Below are 16,779 nucleotides of genomic sequence, written 5' to 3' on the forward strand. Positions count from 1 at the left end.
GCGATCACGGGGACTGGCGGAACGTCAGGTTATCCTGATTGAAGGGAATGACATAGGCGCAGGAATAGTTGATATCAATAATGTCGCTGGACTCATAGACCCGGCCGCCTTGCAGGATCCCCCGGTTGATAATATGCATGGCGGCAATGCCCTTTTTACAGTCCAGCAGTTCAGCCTGCGCTTTATTCACGGTGACGGCCTGATAGTGCGTCAGTGAATGGGAAATGGCGTAGCCTTTGCTGAGCACATACTGCTGGATGGAGCTCTCAATAATCTTTTGATTGATATCAGGGAAATCAGCCGCCGGCATGGTCGATATCTCAATCTGCACCTTGCGCTTATCCACATAGCGCAGGCGACGGAATTCCCAGATAAAGGAATCCCGGGGGAGTGCGAATATCTGCTGCTCTTCCCGATTCGGGCAGCGTTTATGCAGACTGAGCAAACGGAATGAAATCTGGTTGAATTTCTTTTCGGTAATGGAGTTATAGACCAGCGGATTGCCGCGCACGCCCTGATTAATGAAGTTCCCCGCGCCCTGCACCATAGAAATCGCGCCAATGCTGGCGAGCTTTTCCAATGCGTTGCGGATCGTGAAGCGCGACACGCCGTATTCTTCGGCCAACTGGCGTTCCGGCGGCAGCTTTTCCGGCAGCGGGTCGCTGTGCTGATAGATTTTGCTTAACAGATCCTGGGCGATAAAATCTTTTTTCTTCATTGGTTCTCTCAAACGGCCTTATCCGCTTTGCGGGCGGATAAGGCCGCAAGTCGCAGGGTTACGGGTGGCAGAAATGCTTGATCATCTGCGAAATTAATTCTCTCGTCGGTTTGATAAAGGCGGTATCGAGGAATTCGTCCGGCTGATGCGCCTGATCGATGGAGCCGGGTCCCAGCACCAGCGTCGGGCAGATCTGCTGAATAAACGGCGCTTCGGTACAGTAATTGACCACCTCCGTCGGCGTGCCCAATAATTTTTCCACCACCGACACCAAATGGTGATCCGCCGGGCATTCATAACCGGGGATCGGCGGGTGCAGTTCGGCGATATTCAAGCGGCCGGGCCAGCGCTCGCTCACCGGCGCCAGCGCTTCGGACAGCAGGCCGTTCAGATCGCCGAGCGTCAGCCCCGGCAGCGGGCGGATATCCATATGCAGTTCGCAGCAGCCGCAGATGCGGTTGGCGGCGTCGCCGCCGTGAATATGGCCGAGATTCATCGTCGGGTAGGGAATATGGAACGCCGGGTTGTGATAGCGCTCCTGCAGGGTATTGCGCAGCACCAGCAGATGCGAGACGGCCTCATGCATCAGCTCGATGGCGTTGACGCCGCGGGAGGGATCGCTGGAGTGGCCGGACTGCCCCTGAATGCGGATGGCGCTGGACATATGGCCCTTATGGGCGCGCACCGGCTGCAGCGAAGTGGGTTCGCCGATAATGGCGCAGTCCGGTCTGACCTGCGTGGACCCGGCGAAATATTGGGCGCCGGCCATGGTGGTTTCTTCATCGGCGGTGGCGAGCACATAGAGCGGCTTGCTCAACTGCGCCGGGTCGATATCGCGCAGGGTATCGAGAATAAAGGCGAAAAAGCCTTTCATATCGGCGGTGCCCAGGCCGTACAGCTTGTTGTCGTGCTCGGTCAGCGTGAAGGGATCGCGCGTCCAGCGTCCGTCGTCGAACGGCACGGTATCCGTGTGCCCGGCCAGTAATAATCCCCCCTTGCCTTCACCTATTCTGGCCAGCATGTTAAATTTATGTTGCGTGCCGGGAACGGGCTGTACTTCGACATGAAAGCCCAAATCGCTGAACCAGCCGGACAGCAGGTTGATTAACGCCTGATTACTTTGATCGAGCGCGCTGTCGGTCGCGCTGATCGACGGCGTGGCGATCAACGCCCGGTATAGCTCAAGAAAAGGGGGTAAATTCATCTTCACTGTTGACAGCCTCTGGTTAGGATAGTATCAATATTCATGCATTTATTTTGAATAAAAATACAATAACGCCAGGCGAAAGGAAACCTTAAGGTCATCCGTGACGATTTCGTCTGGCTTCGCGGGTGAACGGCGTGATGGCCGGTGAGCCCTGTAGTCTGGTCCGCAGATAAGTAAGAAGGTACGCAGAATCCCATGCTGAATACGTTGATTGTTGGTGCAAGCGGTTATACCGGCGCCGAACTTGCACTTTACCTGAACCGTCACCCACAGATGAACATAACCGCTTTAGCCGTTTCAGCGCAAAGCGTAGATGCGGGAAAATCACTATCCGATTTGCATCCGCAGCTGAAAGGCATCATTGACCTGCCGGTCCGGCCGTTGACCGATGTCGCTGAAGCCGCCAAAGGCGTGGACGTGGTCTTTCTGGCGACGGATCACAAGGTCAGTCACGATCTGGCGCCCGAGTTTCTGGCCGCGGGCTGTACCGTCTTCGATTTATCAGGGGCGTTTCGCGTTAACGATGCGGAATTTTACCGCCGCTATTATGGTTTTGAGCACCAGCACGCCGACTGGCTGGCGCAGGCGGTCTACGGCCTGGCCGAATGGCGGGCCGAGGGCATCAAGCAGGCGCGGCTGATTGCCGTGCCGGGATGTTACCCCACCGCGTCGCAGCTGGCGCTGAAGCCGCTGGTGGACGGCCAGTTGCTGAACGCCGCGCAATGGCCGGTGATTAACGCCGTCAGCGGCGTCAGCGGCGCGGGACGCAAAGCCTCGATGACCAACAGTTTCTGTGAGGTCAGCCTGCAGCCCTACGGCATTTTCAACCATCGCCATGAGCCGGAAATCTCGACCCACCTCGGCACGCCGGTCATCTTTACGCCGCATCTGGGCAACTTTGCCCGTGGTATACTGGCGACCATCACCTGTCGGCTACAGCCGGGCGTTACGCAGCAGGATGTCGCCGAGGCTTATCACAACGCCTACCACGACAAACCGCTGGTGCGCCTGTATGAGAAGGGCGTGCCGGCGTTGAAATCCGTGGTGGGGCTGCCGTTCTGCGATATCGGTTTTTCCGTACAGGGCGAACACCTGATCGCGGTCGCCGCGGAGGATAATCTGCTGAAAGGCGCGGCGGCGCAGGCCGTACAGTGTATGAATATTCGTTTTGGTTTCCCGGAAACCCAGTCTTTACTTTGATCGCAATTTACCATTCTGAGGCACGAAGAGAACAATGAATCCGTTAATTATCAAGCTAGGCGGCGTTTTACTGGATAGCGAAGAGGCGCTGGAGCGCCTGTTTGGCGCGCTGGTCGCCTATCGCCGGCAACACCAGCGCCCGCTGTTGATCGTGCACGGCGGCGGCTGCCTGGTTGACGATCTGATGAAAAAACTGTCGTTGCCGGTGGTGAAGAAAAACGGCCTGCGGGTTACGCCGGCCGATCAGATCGACATCATTGCCGGGGCGTTGGCCGGTTCGGCGAATAAAACGCTGCTGTCGTGGGCGAAGAAGCACGGCATCGACGCCGTCGGCCTATGTCTGGCGGACGGCGGCAGCACCAGCGTGACGCAGTTGGATGAGGAGCTGGGATTCGTCGGTAAAGCGCAGGCGGGTTCACCGGCGTTGTTGAATACGCTGTTGTCGGCGGGATATTTGCCGGTGGTCAGCTCTATCGGCATTACCGACGGCGGCGACCTGATGAATGTGAACGCCGACCAGGCGGCGACGGCGCTGGCGCAGACGCTGGGGGCGGATTTGATCCTGCTTTCCGACGTGAGCGGCATTCTGGACGGCAAAGGTCAGCGCATTGCGGAAATGACGGCGCAAAAAGCGCAGCAGCTGATCGAGCAGGGCATCATTACCGACGGCATGATCGTCAAGGTCAACGCGGCGCTGGACGCGGCCCGCACCCTGGGGCGGCCGGTGGATATCGCCAGTTGGCGTCATGCCGATCAGCTTCCCGCGCTGTTCAACGGCGTGGCGATCGGCACGCGTATTTTAGCGTAAGCGGTTTTCGGGTATGGCATGATGCCATCCCGGTGTTTATTTGAATTTTGGGAGTAAGGGTTATGGCTTTGTGGGGCGGTCGGTTTAGTCAGGCGGCAGATCAACGTTTTAAACAGTTCAACGACTCGCTGCGGTTTGATTACCGTCTGGCAGAGCAGGATATCAGCGGCTCGATTGGCTGGTCGAAAGCATTGGTTACCGTCAATGTGCTCAGCGAGCAGGAGCAGCAGCAACTGGAACAGGCGCTGAACGCGCTGCTGGCCGAGGTACAGGCGGATCCCGAAGTGATTCTGCAAAGCGACGCGGAGGATATCCACAGCTGGGTCGAGCAGCGTCTGATCGACAAAGTCGGCGATCTGGGGAAAAAACTGCACACCGGGCGCAGCCGCAACGATCAGGTCGCCACCGATCTGAAACTGTGGTGCAAGGCGCAGATTGGCGAACTGCTGCTGGCGGTGCGTCAGCTGCGTCAGGCGCTGGTCGCCACGGCGGAGGCCAATCAGGACGCCGTGATGCCGGGTTATACCCATCTGCAGCGCGCCCAGCCGGTCACTTTCGCCCACTGGTGTCTGGCCTATCACGAAATGCTGGTGCGTGACGAAAGCCGTCTGGAAGACACGCTGAAACGTCTGGACGTCAGCCCGCTGGGCTGCGGCGCATTAGCCGGCACCGCCTATCCTATCGATCGCGAACAGCTGGCCGGCTGGCTGGGGTTCGCCTCCGCCACGCGCAACAGCCTGGACACGGTATCCGACCGCGATCACGTGCTGGAACTACTGTCCGACGCCTCGATCGGCATGATCCATTTATCCCGTTTCGCCGAAGATCTGATCTTCTTCAACAGCGGCGAGGCGGCGTTCGTGGAGCTTTCCGATCGGGTGACCTCCGGCTCCTCGCTGATGCCGCAGAAGAAAAACCCCGACGCGCTGGAGCTGATCCGCGGCAAGTGCGGCCGGGTTCAGGGGGCGCTGAGCGGCATGATGGTGACGCTGAAAGGGCTGCCGCTGGCGTATAACAAAGATATGCAGGAAGACAAGGAAGGGCTGTTCGATGCGCTGGATACCTGGCACGACTGCCTGATGATGGCCGGCCTGGTGCTGGAAGGGATTCAGGTGAAACGTCCGCGCTGCCGGGAAGCGGCGGAGCAGGGTTACGCCAACGCCACGGAGCTGGCGGACTATCTGGTGGACAAGGGCATCCCGTTCCGCGAGGCGCACCATATCGTCGGCGAAGCGGTGGTGGAAGCCATCCGCCAGGGGAAAGCGCTGGAGGCGCTGTCGCTGGCGGACTTGCAGATGTTCAGCCCTGTTATCGCCGAGGATGTGTATCCGATCCTGTCGCTGCAATCCTGCCTGGATAAACGCGCCGCGCAGGGCGGGGTGTCGCCGCAGCAGGTGGCGCAGGCCATTCAGGACGCGAAACGGCGTCTGGCGTAATTAAGCGCGCCATCCCGCTCTCAGGCCGGTGAACCCGCCGGCCTGAGGTATCGACGATTATCTTGCCTGCCGCATGCATTTTTGATCTTTTTTCCCCGTAATTGCCCGCCAAACGCCCGCGTAACCCGAATTCTCTCTGGACATCCATACAGTATCATCTTACCTTGACGGGCAGCAGCGACGGTCAGCGGAGGCGGAGTGGATATCAGCATATTTTATGGATTGGGCGGCGGCGTCGTCGGCCTGTTGGTCGGCTGGCTGGTGAGCAGCTTGGCGCACCAGCAGCGGCAGGCGCGCCATGAAACCGAGTTGCGTCTGCTTGAGCAGACGGCGCAGCAGACTCGGCAACTGCTGAGCGAGAGCCAGCAGAGCAACAAACAGTATGAACAGCGGCAGCGCGACCATGAACTGGCGCTGCGTAACCTTCACGGCCAGCTGGCCGCCGGCCAGGAGAAGTTGCAGCAACTGGCGCAGTTGCGTGAGGAGTGCGTTCAGCTAAATCAGGAACTGCGCGCCCTGCGCGAGGTTAACAGCGCTCAGGAGGCGGAACTGCGCGAGGTGACCATCCGGCTGGAAGAGACGCGCATGGCGGCCGAAGAGAAGCAGCGCCTGCTGATGAACAGCGAGCAGCGGCTGACCACCCAGTTTGAAAATCTGGCCAACCGTATTTTCGAACACAGCGGTCGCAAGGTGGATGAGCAGAATAAACAGAGTCTGGATCGCCTGCTGATGCCGCTGCGCGAACAGCTTGATGGGTTCCGGCGTCAGGTGCAGGATAGCTTCGGCGCGGAAGCCCGTGAGCGCCACACCCTGACCCATGAAATTCGTAGTCTGCAACAGCTCAACGCCCAGATGGCCCGGGAAGCGATTAATCTCACCAAGGCGCTGAAAGGGGACAACAAGACGCAGGGCAACTGGGGCGAGGTGGTGCTCAGCCGGGTGCTGGAAGCCTCCGGGCTGCGCGAAGGGTATGAATACCAGACGCAGGTCAGCGTGCAGACCGGCGCCAACAATCGTCTGCAGCCTGACGTGATCGTCCGTCTGCCGCAGGGAAAGGACGTGGTTATCGACGCCAAAATGTCGCTGGTCGCCTATGAGCGCTATTTCAATAGCGAAGACGAGGCGGAACGGTTGGCCGCCCTGAATGAACACCTGCTTTCCGTCCGCGGTCATATTCGTCAGCTGGGCGGCAAAGACTACCAGCAGCTGCCGGGGCTGCGCTCGCTGGATTACGTGCTGATGTTTATTCCCGTCGAACCGGCGTTTCTGGTGGCGATCGATCGTCAGCCGGAGTTGATCGGCGAAGCGCTGAAGCACAATATTATGCTGGTCAGTCCCACCACCTTGCTGGTGGCGCTGCGCACCATCAACAATCTGTGGCGCTATGAGCAACAGAGCCGCAACGCGCAGCAGATCGCCGAGCGGGCGGCGCGCTTGTACGATAAACTGCGGCTGTTCGTCGATGATATGGAAGCGCTGGGCCAGGGGCTGGATAAAGCCCACGGCAGCTACCGGCAGGCGATGAACAAACTCGCTTCCGGGCGGGGGAACCTTATCGGTCAGGCTGAGGGGTTCCGCGCATTGGGCGTGGAGGTAAAGCGCCCGATCAGTCCGTCGCTGGCGGATCAGGCCGCCCGGCATGAAAGCGCCGCTCAGGATGCGCTGACCGAGACGCCCGCGGCGGCGGAAGCCGGGAGCGACCCGCAAAAATCAGCGGCGGAAAAAGGCTAGATCGTTCCCCTGGCGCCGGCTTTACCGGTGATCTCTATCCTGAAACGATCGGCATTAGGACGGTGGGCTTTTTATCCGGGTCTGTTACACTCTTTCCATTAAATGGCTAGACCCGATAGTTGACTAAAATAGTAGGCGGATAACATGGCAAATGAGCCGGAGAAAACAACCGATTTTGGTTTTCGCACTGTCGCCAAGAATGAAAAAGAAGTCATGGTGGCTGACGTTTTCCATTCTGTAGCAGCAAAATACGATCTGATGAATGACCTGATGTCGCTCGGCATTCACCGTATCTGGAAAAGATTCACCATTGAGTGCAGCGGCGTGCGGCGCGGTCAGCGGGTGCTGGACGTCGCCGGCGGCACCGGCGATCTGACGGCGAAATTCTCCCGCATCGTCGGCGATGAGGGGGAAGTGGTGCTGGCCGATATCAATGCCTCGATGCTGAAGGTCGGCCGCGAGAAACTGCGCAACAAAGGCATTATCAATAACGTCAGCTACGTGCAGGCGAACGCGGAAGAGCTGCCTTTCCCGGACGATTTCTTCGACTGCATCACCATCTCTTTCGGTTTGCGCAACGTTACCGATAAAAACAAGGCGCTGCGCTCCATGTACCGGGTACTGAAGCCGGGCGGCCGCCTGCTGGTGCTGGAATTCTCCAAACCGACGCTGAAGCCGTTAAGCAAGGTTTACGACCTGTACTCGTTCCACGTCCTGCCGCGCATCGGCGAGATGGTGGCGAGCGATGCCGGCAGCTATCGCTATCTGGCGGAGTCAATCCGCATGCACCCCGATCAGGAAACCCTGAAGGGGATGATGAGCGAGGCCGGTTTCGACAGCGTCAATTATTTCAATCTTACCGGCGGCATCGTCGCGTTGCATCGTGGTTTTAAATTCTGATTGGATATGCCAATGCTGATAACCTCTGTGCTGACCGCCACGCTGGAAACGGCGCTGAATCAGCTGCTTTTTCGCGACCGCAGTCTGAAAGCGGCGCGTCAGCGCCTGCACGGCAAAACGCTGCAGGTCGAACTGTCTGAACTGAGCGCGCCGCTGGTGCTGATCTTCAGCGAGCAGCGGCTCGACGTGGTAAGCCAGTGGGAGGAGCGCGCGGATTGCCGACTGAAGACGCGTTTATCCGTGTTGTTGAAGTTACGCGATCGGCAGCGGCTTTCTTCACTGATGCGCAGCGGCGACCTGATCGTCGAAGGCGATATTCAGGTGGCGCAGCAGTTTATCGCGCTGCTTGATTTGGCCGAGTTCGACCCGGCGGAATGGCTGGCGCCCTATCTGGGGGATGTGGTCGCTCAGGGATTGAGCCAGACGGCGCAAAAAACGCTGGGCGCGGTGAGCCGCATCGTGCGCGGCCAGCGGCGCGCCCTGTCCGAAACGCTGACCGAAGAGTGGCGGCTGGCGCCGGGCAAACTCGAAAATGCCTGGTTCCAGGAGGAAATCGCCGCCCTGGAGAAATCAGCGGAAAGCCTGGCCGAACGGCTGACCAAGTTGGAGACGCTGCGATGATGCCCGGTGAACTGCTGCGCCTTTACAGCATCGTCCGCGTATTGCTGAGCTACGGCCTGGATGAGCTGATCCCTAAAATGCGTTTGACCATCCCGCTGCGCTTTGGCCGCCGGCTGCTGTTCTGGATGCCGAATCGCCATGCCGACCGGCCGCTGGGGGAACGTATCCGTCTGGCTTTGCAGGAGCTTGGTCCGGTATGGATCAAGTTCGGTCAAATGATGTCGACGCGGCGTGACCTATTCCCGCCGGCGATCGCCGATCAGCTGGCCATGCTGCAGGATCGGGTCGACCCTTTTGACGGGCGGCTGGCGCGCAGGCAAATCGAGCTGTCGATGGGGGAGATCCCGCTGGAGAACTGGTTTGATGATTTTGACGTCAAGCCGCTGGCATCGGCGTCGATTGCGCAAGTGCATACCGCCCGCCTGAAGGCGACCGGCAAAGAGATCGTCATCAAGGTCATCCGGCCGGATATTTTGCCGTTGATTAAAGCCGATATGCGCCTGATGCATCGCCTGGCCGGCTGGCTGCCGCGGCTGCTGCCGGACGGCCGGCGCCTGCGCCCGCGCGAAGTGGTGCGCGAATATGAAAAAACGCTGCTCGATGAGCTGAACCTGCTGCGCGAGGCGGCGAACGCCATTCAGCTGCGGCGTAATTTTGAAAATAGCCGCATGCTGTACATTCCCGAGGTATATCCGGATTACTGTAGCGAGAGTATGCTGGTGATGGAGCGTATCTACGGTATTCCGGTTTCCGATATGGAGGCGTTGAAAGCCAACGGCACCAATCTTCAACTGCTGGCGGAACGCGGCGTTCAGGTCTTTTTTACCCAGGTGTTCCGCGACAGTTTTTTCCATGCCGACATGCACCCCGGCAATATCTTTATCAACGACCAACACCCGGACGATCCGCAATATATCGGGATAGACTGCGGGATAGTCGGTTCGCTGAACAAAGAAGATAAGCGCTATCTGGCGGAGAATTTTATCGCCTTCTTCAATCGCGACTATCGTAAAGTGGCCGAGTTGCATGTGGATTCAGGCTGGGTGCCGGCGGATACCAACGTCGAGGACTTCGAGTTCGCCATCCGCACCGTGTGCGAGCCTATTTTTGAAAAGCCGTTGGCGGAAATTTCATTCGGTCATGTGTTATTGAATCTTTTCAACACCGCCCGCCGTTTTAATATGGAAGTACAGCCTCAGCTTGTTCTGTTGCAAAAAACGCTGCTGTATATCGAAGGCATCGGCCGCCAGCTCTATCCGCAGCTGGACCTGTGGAAAACGGCGAAACCGTTTTTGGAAAACTGGCTGAAAGAGCAGGTCGGCCTGCCGGCGGTGATCCGGGCCTTGAAAGAAAAGGCGCCGTTTTGGGCGGAAAAGCTGCCGGAGATCCCCGAATTGTTTTACGACGGTCTGCGCCAGCACAAGATACTGCGCCAGAGCGTGGACAGGCTGGCGGAGGAGTTGCGCGCCCAGCACGTTCGTCAGGGACAATCCCGTTATCTGCTGGGAATTGGCGCAACGCTATTGATAAGTGGTACGGTGTTACTAGTTAGCCACGTGGAGGCGGATATCGTACCTTCCGGACTGATGGCTGCGGGGGTTGTCGCCTGGATTATCGGTTGGCGTCGAACTCGTTGAAACAGATCATGATGCATAGCAGGATTACCCTATATAATAGGGGTAATTTTGGTGACCCCCCTTTTAAAAGAGGTAAACGTTATGGGCGGTATTAGTATTTGGAACTTGTTGATTATCGCAGTCATCGTCGTATTACTGTTTGGTACCAACAAGCTGAGAACGTTGGGCTCCGATTTGGGCGCTTCCATTAAAGGCTTTAAAAAAGCCATGGGCGACGATGCGTCGTCAGCCGACAAGGCGGATAAAACGCAGCAGGATGCTGATTTTGCAACCAAGTCGATTGCCGAGCAGCAGCCGGAAGTTAAACCGGATGAAACAAAGAGCCAGCATAAAGAGCAGGTATAAGCGGTGTTCGATATCGGGTTTAGCGAGCTGCTATTGGTAATGGTGATCGGCCTGGTGGTTCTTGGGCCGGAACGGTTGCCCGTAGCGGTAAAGACGGTGGTCGGTTGGATTAGAACGCTGCGCTCGCTGGCGTCTACGGTTCAGAATGAGCTGTCGCAGGAATTGAAGCTGCAGGAGTTGCAGGACAGCCTGAAGAAAGTGGAAAAAGCCAGCCTGCAAAATTTGTCGCCGGAATTGAAAGCCTCCATGGATGAGCTGAAAGAGGCGGCGGAGTCCATGAAGCGCGGCTATGCCGAAAAATCGCCTCCGGGCGATGCGCAGGAACCGCCGTCTTATCAGCCGCTAAACGACCCCGAGGCGGTTCATGACGGGGTGATTGATACCGAAAACGCGCCGCCGGCCGTGGCTCATCAGCAGCCTGAGAGCGAGGGGATTGCAAACGCTCCGCCCGCTGGCAACAAAATCAAACCTGAACCGGCGCCTGCGGTTTCTACCCATCAACCAAGTGACGATCGTTAGTTTATGGCCGCTGAAGATACCCAACCGCTGATCAGTCACCTGATCGAACTGCGTAAGCGGTTGCTGAACAGTATTATTTGTGTGCTGGTGGTGTTCTTTTGTCTGGTGTATTTCGCCAACGATATCTACCAGATGGTTTCCGCGCCGCTGATCGCGCAGCTCCCGGTGGGCGCCAGCATGATCGCCACCGACGTGGCGTCGCCGTTTTTTACGCCGATAAAGCTGACGATGATCGTATCGGTGTTCGTCTCCGCGCCGCTGATCCTGTACCAGGTCTGGGCGTTTGTCGCTCCGGCGCTGTACAAACATGAGCGCCGGCTGATGATGCCTTTGCTGCTTTCCAGCAGCCTGTTGTTCTACGCCGGGATGGCGTTCGCCTACTTCGTGGTTTTTCCGCTGGCGTTTGGCTTCTTTGCCAAAACGGCCCCCGAAGGGGTTCTGATCGCCACCGATATCAACAATTACCTCGACTTCGTCATGGCGTTGTTTATGGCGTTCGGCGTGTCGTTTGAAGTGCCGATTGCGATAGTATTGCTATGCTGGAGCGGCGTGGTGACCCCGGAAGACCTGAAAAAGAAACGGCCTTATATGCTGGTCGGCGCTTTCGTGGTCGGCATGCTGTTGACGCCGCCGGATGTGTTCTCGCAGACGCTGCTGGCGCTCCCCATGTATCTGCTGTTCGAAATCGGCGTATTCTTCTCCCGGTTTTATGTTGGTAAAGGCCGCCGCGCTGAAACGGAAGAGCCAGCGCCATAAGGAGCGGCTCCCTGTTTTTGGCAAAGGAAATAGCCTCTCTCTGAGAGGTTTTGTTTTTTGCGCGCCCTGGCGGCGTCACTGTAGCGATAGGCGGGTAAGTAGCCAATGTTCGATATCGGAGTCAATTTAACCAGCTCCCAGTTTGCCAAAGACCGGGAACAGGTGGTCGCGCGCGCAAAACAGGCTGGCGTCAGCGGGATGCTGATTACCGGGACCGGCGTTGCGGAAAGCCGTCAGGCATTGGCGCTGGCGCAACAGTACCCGTCTTACTGCTGGTCGACGGCGGGGGTTCATCCCCACGACGCCAGCCGCTGGGATGAGGCCGCCGCCGAGCAGATTTATCGTCTGGCGCAGTCGGACTCCGTGGTGGCGGTCGGCGAATGCGGGCTCGATTTCAACCGCAACTTTTCCACTCCGCAACAGCAGGAACAGGCGTTCAGCGCTCAACTGGCGCTGGCCGCCGAGCTGGCTTTGCCCGTTTTCCTGCACTGCCGCGATGCTCACGCCCGTTTTATCGCCTTGCTGCGCCCCTGGCTCGACAAGCTTCCGTCCGCGGTGGTCCATTGCTTTACCGGCAGCCGGGACGAGCTTGACGACTGCCTGGCCGCGGGTCTGATGGTCGGCATTACCGGCTGGGTGTGCGACGAACGACGCGGCCTGGCGCTGCGCGCCTTGCTGAAACATATCCCCGCCGATCGGCTGCTGCTGGAAACCGACGCCCCCTATTTACTGCCGCGGGATTTAACGCCCAAACCCGTATCCCGCCGTAACGAACCCTGTTTCCTGCCCCATATCGTTCGTCAGGTTGCGGGCTGGCGCGACGAAGACGTCGCGTGGCTGGGGCAAAAAACAGATGAAAACGCCCGCCGGGTTTTCCGGCTGGTCTGATTCAGGAGAACAATGATATGAGCCATGCCTTTCCCGGTACTTTCCCCGGCCGACGAATGCGGCGTATTCGCCGCCACGATTTCAGCCGCCGTCTGGTGGCTGAAAACCAGCTGACGGTCAACGATCTGATCTACCCGGTTTTTGTTATGGAAGGGAAAAACCGCCGGCAGGAAGTTCCTTCCATGCCGGGGGTATACCGCATGACCATCGACGTGCTGCAGCGCGAGGCCGAAGAGATCGCCAGGCTCGGCATCCCGGTGCTGTCGCTGTTTCCGGTCATCGAGAGCGACAAGAAATCGTTAAACGCCGAGGAAGCCTATAACCCGGACGGCCTGGTGCAGCGCACCGTGCGCGCCCTCAAGGACGCGGTGCCGGAACTGGGGCTGTTGACGGATGTGGCGCTCGATCCCTACACCACGCACGGGCAGGACGGCATCATTGATGAAGACGGCTACGTGGTTAACGACGTCACCAAAGAGATTCTGGTGCGTCAGGCGCTGTCGCACGCCGAGGCCGGCGCGGAAATCGTGGCGCCCAGCGATATGATGGACGGGCGCATCGGCGCGATCCGCGAAACGCTGGAAGCGCGGAACCTGATTAATACGCAGATTATGGCGTATTCGGCGAAATACGCCTCTTGTTACTATGGTCCTTTCCGCGACGCGGTGGGTTCCGCCGGCAATCTGAAAGGGGGGGATAAAAAGACCTATCAGATGGACCCCGCCAACGGCGACGAAGCCCTACAGGAGATTGCGCAGGATCTGCAGGAAGGCGCCGATATGGTGATGGTCAAACCGGGTATGCCGTATCTGGACGTGGTCAGGCGCGTGAAAGAGACGTTCGGCGTGCCGACGTTTGCCTACCAGGTTTCCGGCGAGTACGCCATGCATATGGCGGCGATCCAGAACGGCTGGCTGCAGGAACAGCCGGTTATCATGGAGTCGCTGCTGTGCTTTAAACGCGCCGGGGCCGATGGCGTGCTGACCTACTTCGCCAAGCGCGTGGCGCAATGGCTGCACGACGGGCAGTTACGGCGCTGATCGCCTTTCGTCAGGGCGGCTGGCGCCGTTCCTGGCGATTACATCTTCTGAAACTGCCGGTTATCAATGCTCTGGCGAACCTGTTTATTCAACAAGTTCAGCAGCAGCATTGAGCGGGCTTCCCCATCCGGCTCGGTATAGATAGCCTGCAGGCCGGTGAAAATCCCATCGGTAATCAGCACTTCATCACCCGGCTGCGGGGTTTGCGGATCGATAATGCCCTGCGTCGGACGCAGCGACAGATCATCGATCACCTGCTGGGGGATGACGGCGGGCAGATTGCCGAAGCGCACGAAATTACTGACGCCGCGCGTCGCGCTGACGGTGGTGGTATGGATGTGTTCCGGATCGAACTCCACAAACAGATAGTTCGGAAACAGCGGTTCACAAACCTCGGTACGTTTACCCCGTACAATTTTATCCAGTGTGATCATCGGGCTAAGACAGGTAACATCCTGACGCTCAAGATGCTCCTTCGCCCGCAGTAGTTGACCACGTTTACAATATAGTAAGTACCAGGCTTCCATAATTTTGCAGACTTATGATTTCGGTCGATCAGCATATCAAATGCCGGCGTGGATAAAAAATTTTCGTGAGAAATTTTTAACGCCGCCTGGCAACGGCCTGCCGGCAAGATAAATAGCCGCACTAAGGAGCGACAGGCCGGTGAAGAGACTTTATAATAGCCAGTTCCACAGACTGCCCCGATGATCAGCATGAAATATCGTGACTTACGCGAATTCCTCTCTCTGCTGGAAGAGAGGGGTGAATTGAAACGCATCAGCCAGCCCATTGATCCCTATCTTGAAATGACGGAAATAGCCGATCGCACCCTGCGTGCCGGCGGTCCGGCGCTGCTGTTTGAAAACCCGAAGGGTTACGAGATGCCGGTACTGTGCAATTTGTTCGGTACGGCGCAGCGCGTCGCCATGGGCATGGGGCAGGAGGATGTCGGCGCGTTGCGCGATGTCGGCAAGCTGCTGGCTTTTCTTAAAGAGCCTGAGCCGCCGAAAGGATTCCGCGATCTGGTGGATAAAATGCCTAAATTCCGCCAGGTGCTGAATATGCCGACCAAACGGCTGGCTTCCGCGCCCTGTCAGGAACAGGTATGGCAGGGCGACGACGTCGACTTAAGGCGGATACCGGTGATGCACTGCTGGCCGGAGGACGCCGCGCCGCTGATTACCTGGGGACTGACGGTGACCCGCGGGCCGCACAAAGAGCGCCAGAATCTGGGGATTTACCGGCAGCAGGTGCTGGGGAAAAACCAGTTGATCATGCGTTGGCTGTCGCATCGCGGCGGCGCGTTGGATTTTCAGGAGTGGCGCGAGCAAAATCCGGGGCAGCGCTTCCCGGTTTCCGTCGCGCTGGGCGCCGACCCCGCCACGATCCTGGCCGCCGTCACGCCGGTTCCCGACTCGTTATCCGAATATGCCTTCGCTGGGCTGCTGCGCGGGCACAAAACCGAAGTGGTGAAATGCCTGTCCAACGATCTGGAAGTGCCGGCCGGTGCGGAAATCGTGCTGGAAGGCTATATCGAGCCGGGCGAGACGGCGGCGGAAGGGCCGTATGGCGACCACACGGGGTACTACAATGAAGTCGATAGCTTCCCGGTTTTCACGGTGACGCATATTACCCAGCGGCGCGATGCGATTTATCATTCCACCTATACCGGGCGTCCGCCGGATGAACCCGCCGTATTGGGGGTGGCGCTCAATGAAGTTTTTGTGCCGATTTTGCAAAAGCAATTTCCGGAGATTGTCGATTTTTATTTGCCGCCGGAGGGTTGCTCTTACCGTCTGGCGATCGTTACCATGAAGAAGCAGTATGCCGGTCATGCCAAACGCGTCATGATGGGGGTATGGTCTTTTTTACGGCAGTTTATGTACACCAAATTTGTTATTGTCTGTGACGATGATATTAACGCCCGCGACTGGAAAGACGTTATCTGGGCGATCACCACGCGCATGGACCCGGCGCGCGATACCCTATTGGTGGAAAATACGCCGATAGACTATCTGGATTTCGCCTCGCCGGTTTCCGGTTTGGGTTCCAAAATGGGACTGGATGCCACCAACAAATGGCCGGGCGAAACGCAGCGCGAGTGGGGGCATCCGATCAGGAAAGATCCGCAGGTATGCGCCCGCGTTGATGCCATATGGGATGAACTTGCCATTTTTAGCGACAGAGAACCCCGGTCTTAACCTGCTGTTGCTCTGTTCCCAGCTTTGCTTTGACGACGACCCTACAGAGGGAATGCATGACAACATTGAGCTGTAAAGTGACTTTGGTAGAGGCAATAACCGATACGGTTTATCGGGTGCGTTTATTACCTGAGGCTCCTTTTTCTTTCCGCGCCGGCCAGTATCTGATGGTGGTGATGGACGAACGCGATAAGCGTCCTTTCTCGATGGCGTCCACGCCGATGGAGAAGAACGTTATCGAGCTGCATATCGGCGCTTCCGAGCTTAATCTTTACGCCATGGCGGTGATGGAACGTATCCTGAAAGAGAAAACGCTGACGGTGGACATTCCCCACGGCGAAGCATGGCTGCGGGAAGAGAGCCAGCGTCCGCTGGTGCTGATCGCCGGCGGCACGGGTTTTTCCTATGTGCGCTCTATTTTGCTGACGGCGCTGTCTCAGCAACCCGACCGCGCCGTCGCCATCTATTGGGGAGGCCGGGAAACCAAACACCTTTACGATCTCGCCGAACTGGAAAAGCTCGCCACGCAATATCCCAACCTGCAGGTGATCCCGGTGGTTGAACAGCCGGAAGAGGGCTGGCGCGGCAGAACCGGCACGGTGCTAAGCGCGGTGCTGCAGGATTACGGTTCCCTGGCCGAGCAGGATATTTATATTGCCGGCCGTTTTGAAATGGCCAAAATCGCCCGCGAACGTTTTTGCAACGAACGCGGCGCGCTGACGGCGCATATGTTCAGCGACGCGTTTTCGTTTATCTGAGCAATAAAAAC

The 16,779-nt window shown here is 58.0% G+C and carries 17 protein-coding genes; 14 read left to right on the top strand and 3 right to left on the bottom strand.

Annotation, left to right across the window (positions count from 1 at the left end; all coding sequences use genetic code 11):
- Nucleotides 1–4: 4 nt before the first annotated feature.
- Together MFP24_RS18580 and argE are read right to left on the bottom strand one after the other, a co-directional pair.
- Entirely contained in the window at nt 5–718 is a 714-nt protein-coding gene (locus MFP24_RS18580) for a GntR family transcriptional regulator (RefSeq protein WP_249231761.1), read from the bottom strand.
- A 58-nt stretch (nt 719–776) separates the two neighbouring features.
- Nucleotides 777–1,928, bottom strand: a complete 1,152-nt coding sequence (gene argE / locus MFP24_RS18585; RefSeq protein ID WP_249231762.1) for an acetylornithine deacetylase — start codon at nt 1,926–1,928, stop codon at nt 777–779.
- Between the two features lie 192 nt (nt 1,929–2,120).
- Between argE and argC the strand changes: the two genes are divergently transcribed.
- The 12 genes from argC to hemB all read left to right on the top strand — a co-directional run bounded on the left by argC (nt 2,121) and on the right by hemB (nt 13,806).
- Nucleotides 2,121–3,125 (top strand): N-acetyl-gamma-glutamyl-phosphate reductase, encoded by a 1,005-nt coding sequence (gene argC, locus MFP24_RS18590; RefSeq protein WP_249231763.1) that lies wholly within the window; start codon nt 2,121–2,123, stop codon nt 3,123–3,125.
- A gap of 34 nt (nt 3,126–3,159) precedes the next feature.
- Nucleotides 3,160–3,933, top strand: coding sequence for an acetylglutamate kinase (gene argB / locus MFP24_RS18595; RefSeq protein ID WP_249231764.1), 774 nt, complete (start codon nt 3,160–3,162; stop codon nt 3,931–3,933).
- 62 nt (nt 3,934–3,995) lie between these two features.
- Nucleotides 3,996–5,369 carry an argininosuccinate lyase gene (gene argH, locus MFP24_RS18600; RefSeq protein WP_249231765.1) on the top strand — a complete coding sequence of 458 codons (1,374 nt, stop codon included), beginning with the start codon at nt 3,996–3,998 and terminating at the stop codon, nt 5,367–5,369.
- Nucleotides 5,370–5,567: 198 nt separating this feature from the next.
- Nucleotides 5,568–7,100: a DNA recombination protein RmuC gene (gene rmuC, locus MFP24_RS18605; RefSeq protein WP_249231766.1), complete on the top strand. Its 1,533-nt coding sequence runs from the start codon at nt 5,568–5,570 to the stop codon at nt 7,098–7,100.
- Between the two features lie 144 nt (nt 7,101–7,244).
- Nucleotides 7,245–8,000: a bifunctional demethylmenaquinone methyltransferase/2-methoxy-6-polyprenyl-1,4-benzoquinol methylase UbiE gene (gene ubiE, locus MFP24_RS18610; protein ID WP_249231767.1), complete on the top strand. Its 756-nt coding sequence runs from the start codon at nt 7,245–7,247 to the stop codon at nt 7,998–8,000.
- A 12-nt stretch (nt 8,001–8,012) separates the two neighbouring features.
- The gene (ubiJ, locus tag MFP24_RS18615; protein WP_249231768.1) at nt 8,013–8,621 is read left to right on the top strand and encodes a ubiquinone biosynthesis protein UbiJ; all 609 of its coding nucleotides are present in this window, start codon (nt 8,013–8,015) and stop codon (nt 8,619–8,621) included.
- Nucleotides 8,618–10,258, top strand: coding sequence for a ubiquinone biosynthesis regulatory protein kinase UbiB (ubiB, locus tag MFP24_RS18620; protein ID WP_249231769.1), 1,641 nt, complete (start codon nt 8,618–8,620; stop codon nt 10,256–10,258). Before ubiJ ends, ubiB begins: the two co-directional genes overlap by 4 nt.
- Before the next feature lie 81 nt (nt 10,259–10,339).
- Nucleotides 10,340–10,603 (top strand): Sec-independent protein translocase subunit TatA, encoded by a 264-nt coding sequence (gene tatA, locus MFP24_RS18625; protein ID WP_136164798.1) that lies wholly within the window; start codon nt 10,340–10,342, stop codon nt 10,601–10,603.
- Between the two features lie 3 nt (nt 10,604–10,606).
- Nucleotides 10,607–11,122: a Sec-independent protein translocase protein TatB gene (tatB, locus tag MFP24_RS18630; protein WP_249231770.1), complete on the top strand. Its 516-nt coding sequence runs from the start codon at nt 10,607–10,609 to the stop codon at nt 11,120–11,122.
- Between the two features lie 3 nt (nt 11,123–11,125).
- Entirely contained in the window at nt 11,126–11,878 is a 753-nt protein-coding gene (gene tatC / locus MFP24_RS18635) for a Sec-independent protein translocase subunit TatC (protein WP_249231771.1), read from the top strand.
- Between the two features lie 105 nt (nt 11,879–11,983).
- Entirely contained in the window at nt 11,984–12,766 is a 783-nt protein-coding gene (gene tatD, locus MFP24_RS18640) for a 3'-5' ssDNA/RNA exonuclease TatD (RefSeq protein ID WP_249231772.1), read from the top strand.
- Between the two features lie 17 nt (nt 12,767–12,783).
- Nucleotides 12,784–13,806, top strand: a complete 1,023-nt coding sequence (gene hemB / locus MFP24_RS18645; protein ID WP_249231773.1) for a porphobilinogen synthase — start codon at nt 12,784–12,786, stop codon at nt 13,804–13,806.
- A 38-nt stretch (nt 13,807–13,844) separates the two neighbouring features.
- Here hemB and rfaH read toward each other — a convergent pair whose 3' ends face one another.
- Nucleotides 13,845–14,333 carry a transcription/translation regulatory transformer protein RfaH gene (gene rfaH, locus MFP24_RS18650; protein ID WP_009110997.1) on the bottom strand — a complete coding sequence of 163 codons (489 nt, stop codon included), beginning with the start codon at nt 14,331–14,333 and terminating at the stop codon, nt 13,845–13,847.
- Between the two features lie 180 nt (nt 14,334–14,513).
- Between rfaH and ubiD the strand changes: the two genes are divergently transcribed.
- Nucleotides 14,514–16,010, top strand: a complete 1,497-nt coding sequence (gene ubiD / locus MFP24_RS18655; RefSeq protein WP_249231774.1) for a 4-hydroxy-3-polyprenylbenzoate decarboxylase — start codon at nt 14,514–14,516, stop codon at nt 16,008–16,010.
- 56 nt (nt 16,011–16,066) lie between these two features.
- On the top strand, nt 16,067–16,768 hold the full coding sequence (gene fre, locus MFP24_RS18660; protein ID WP_249231775.1) for an NAD(P)H-flavin reductase: 702 nt from the start codon (nt 16,067–16,069) through the stop codon (nt 16,766–16,768).
- Nucleotides 16,769–16,779: the final 11 nt, after the last annotated feature.

The organism is Brenneria tiliae, from assembly GCF_023347575.1.
In the GTDB taxonomy this organism is placed as follows: domain Bacteria; phylum Pseudomonadota; class Gammaproteobacteria; order Enterobacterales; family Enterobacteriaceae; genus Brenneria; species Brenneria corticis.

Coding starts and splice junctions, on each gene's coding strand:
- MFP24_RS18580 (WP_249231761.1), bottom strand. CDS start 718: ATGAAGAAAAAAGATTTTATCGCCCAGGATCTGTTAAGCAAAATCTAT.
- argC (WP_249231763.1), top strand. CDS start 2,121: ATGCTGAATACGTTGATTGTTGGTGCAAGCGGTTATACCGGCGCCGAA.
- argB (WP_249231764.1), top strand. CDS start 3,160: ATGAATCCGTTAATTATCAAGCTAGGCGGCGTTTTACTGGATAGCGAA.
- argH (WP_249231765.1), top strand. CDS start 3,996: ATGGCTTTGTGGGGCGGTCGGTTTAGTCAGGCGGCAGATCAACGTTTT.
- ubiE (WP_249231767.1), top strand. CDS start 7,245: ATGGCAAATGAGCCGGAGAAAACAACCGATTTTGGTTTTCGCACTGTC.
- ubiJ (WP_249231768.1), top strand. CDS start 8,013: ATGCTGATAACCTCTGTGCTGACCGCCACGCTGGAAACGGCGCTGAAT.
- ubiB (WP_249231769.1), top strand. CDS start 8,618: ATGATGCCCGGTGAACTGCTGCGCCTTTACAGCATCGTCCGCGTATTG.
- tatA (WP_136164798.1), top strand. CDS start 10,340: ATGGGCGGTATTAGTATTTGGAACTTGTTGATTATCGCAGTCATCGTC.
- tatC (WP_249231771.1), top strand. CDS start 11,126: ATGGCCGCTGAAGATACCCAACCGCTGATCAGTCACCTGATCGAACTG.
- tatD (WP_249231772.1), top strand. CDS start 11,984: ATGTTCGATATCGGAGTCAATTTAACCAGCTCCCAGTTTGCCAAAGAC.
- hemB (WP_249231773.1), top strand. CDS start 12,784: ATGAGCCATGCCTTTCCCGGTACTTTCCCCGGCCGACGAATGCGGCGT.
- rfaH (WP_009110997.1), bottom strand. CDS start 14,333: ATGGAAGCCTGGTACTTACTATATTGTAAACGTGGTCAACTACTGCGG.
- ubiD (WP_249231774.1), top strand. CDS start 14,514: ATGATCAGCATGAAATATCGTGACTTACGCGAATTCCTCTCTCTGCTG.
- fre (WP_249231775.1), top strand. CDS start 16,067: ATGACAACATTGAGCTGTAAAGTGACTTTGGTAGAGGCAATAACCGAT.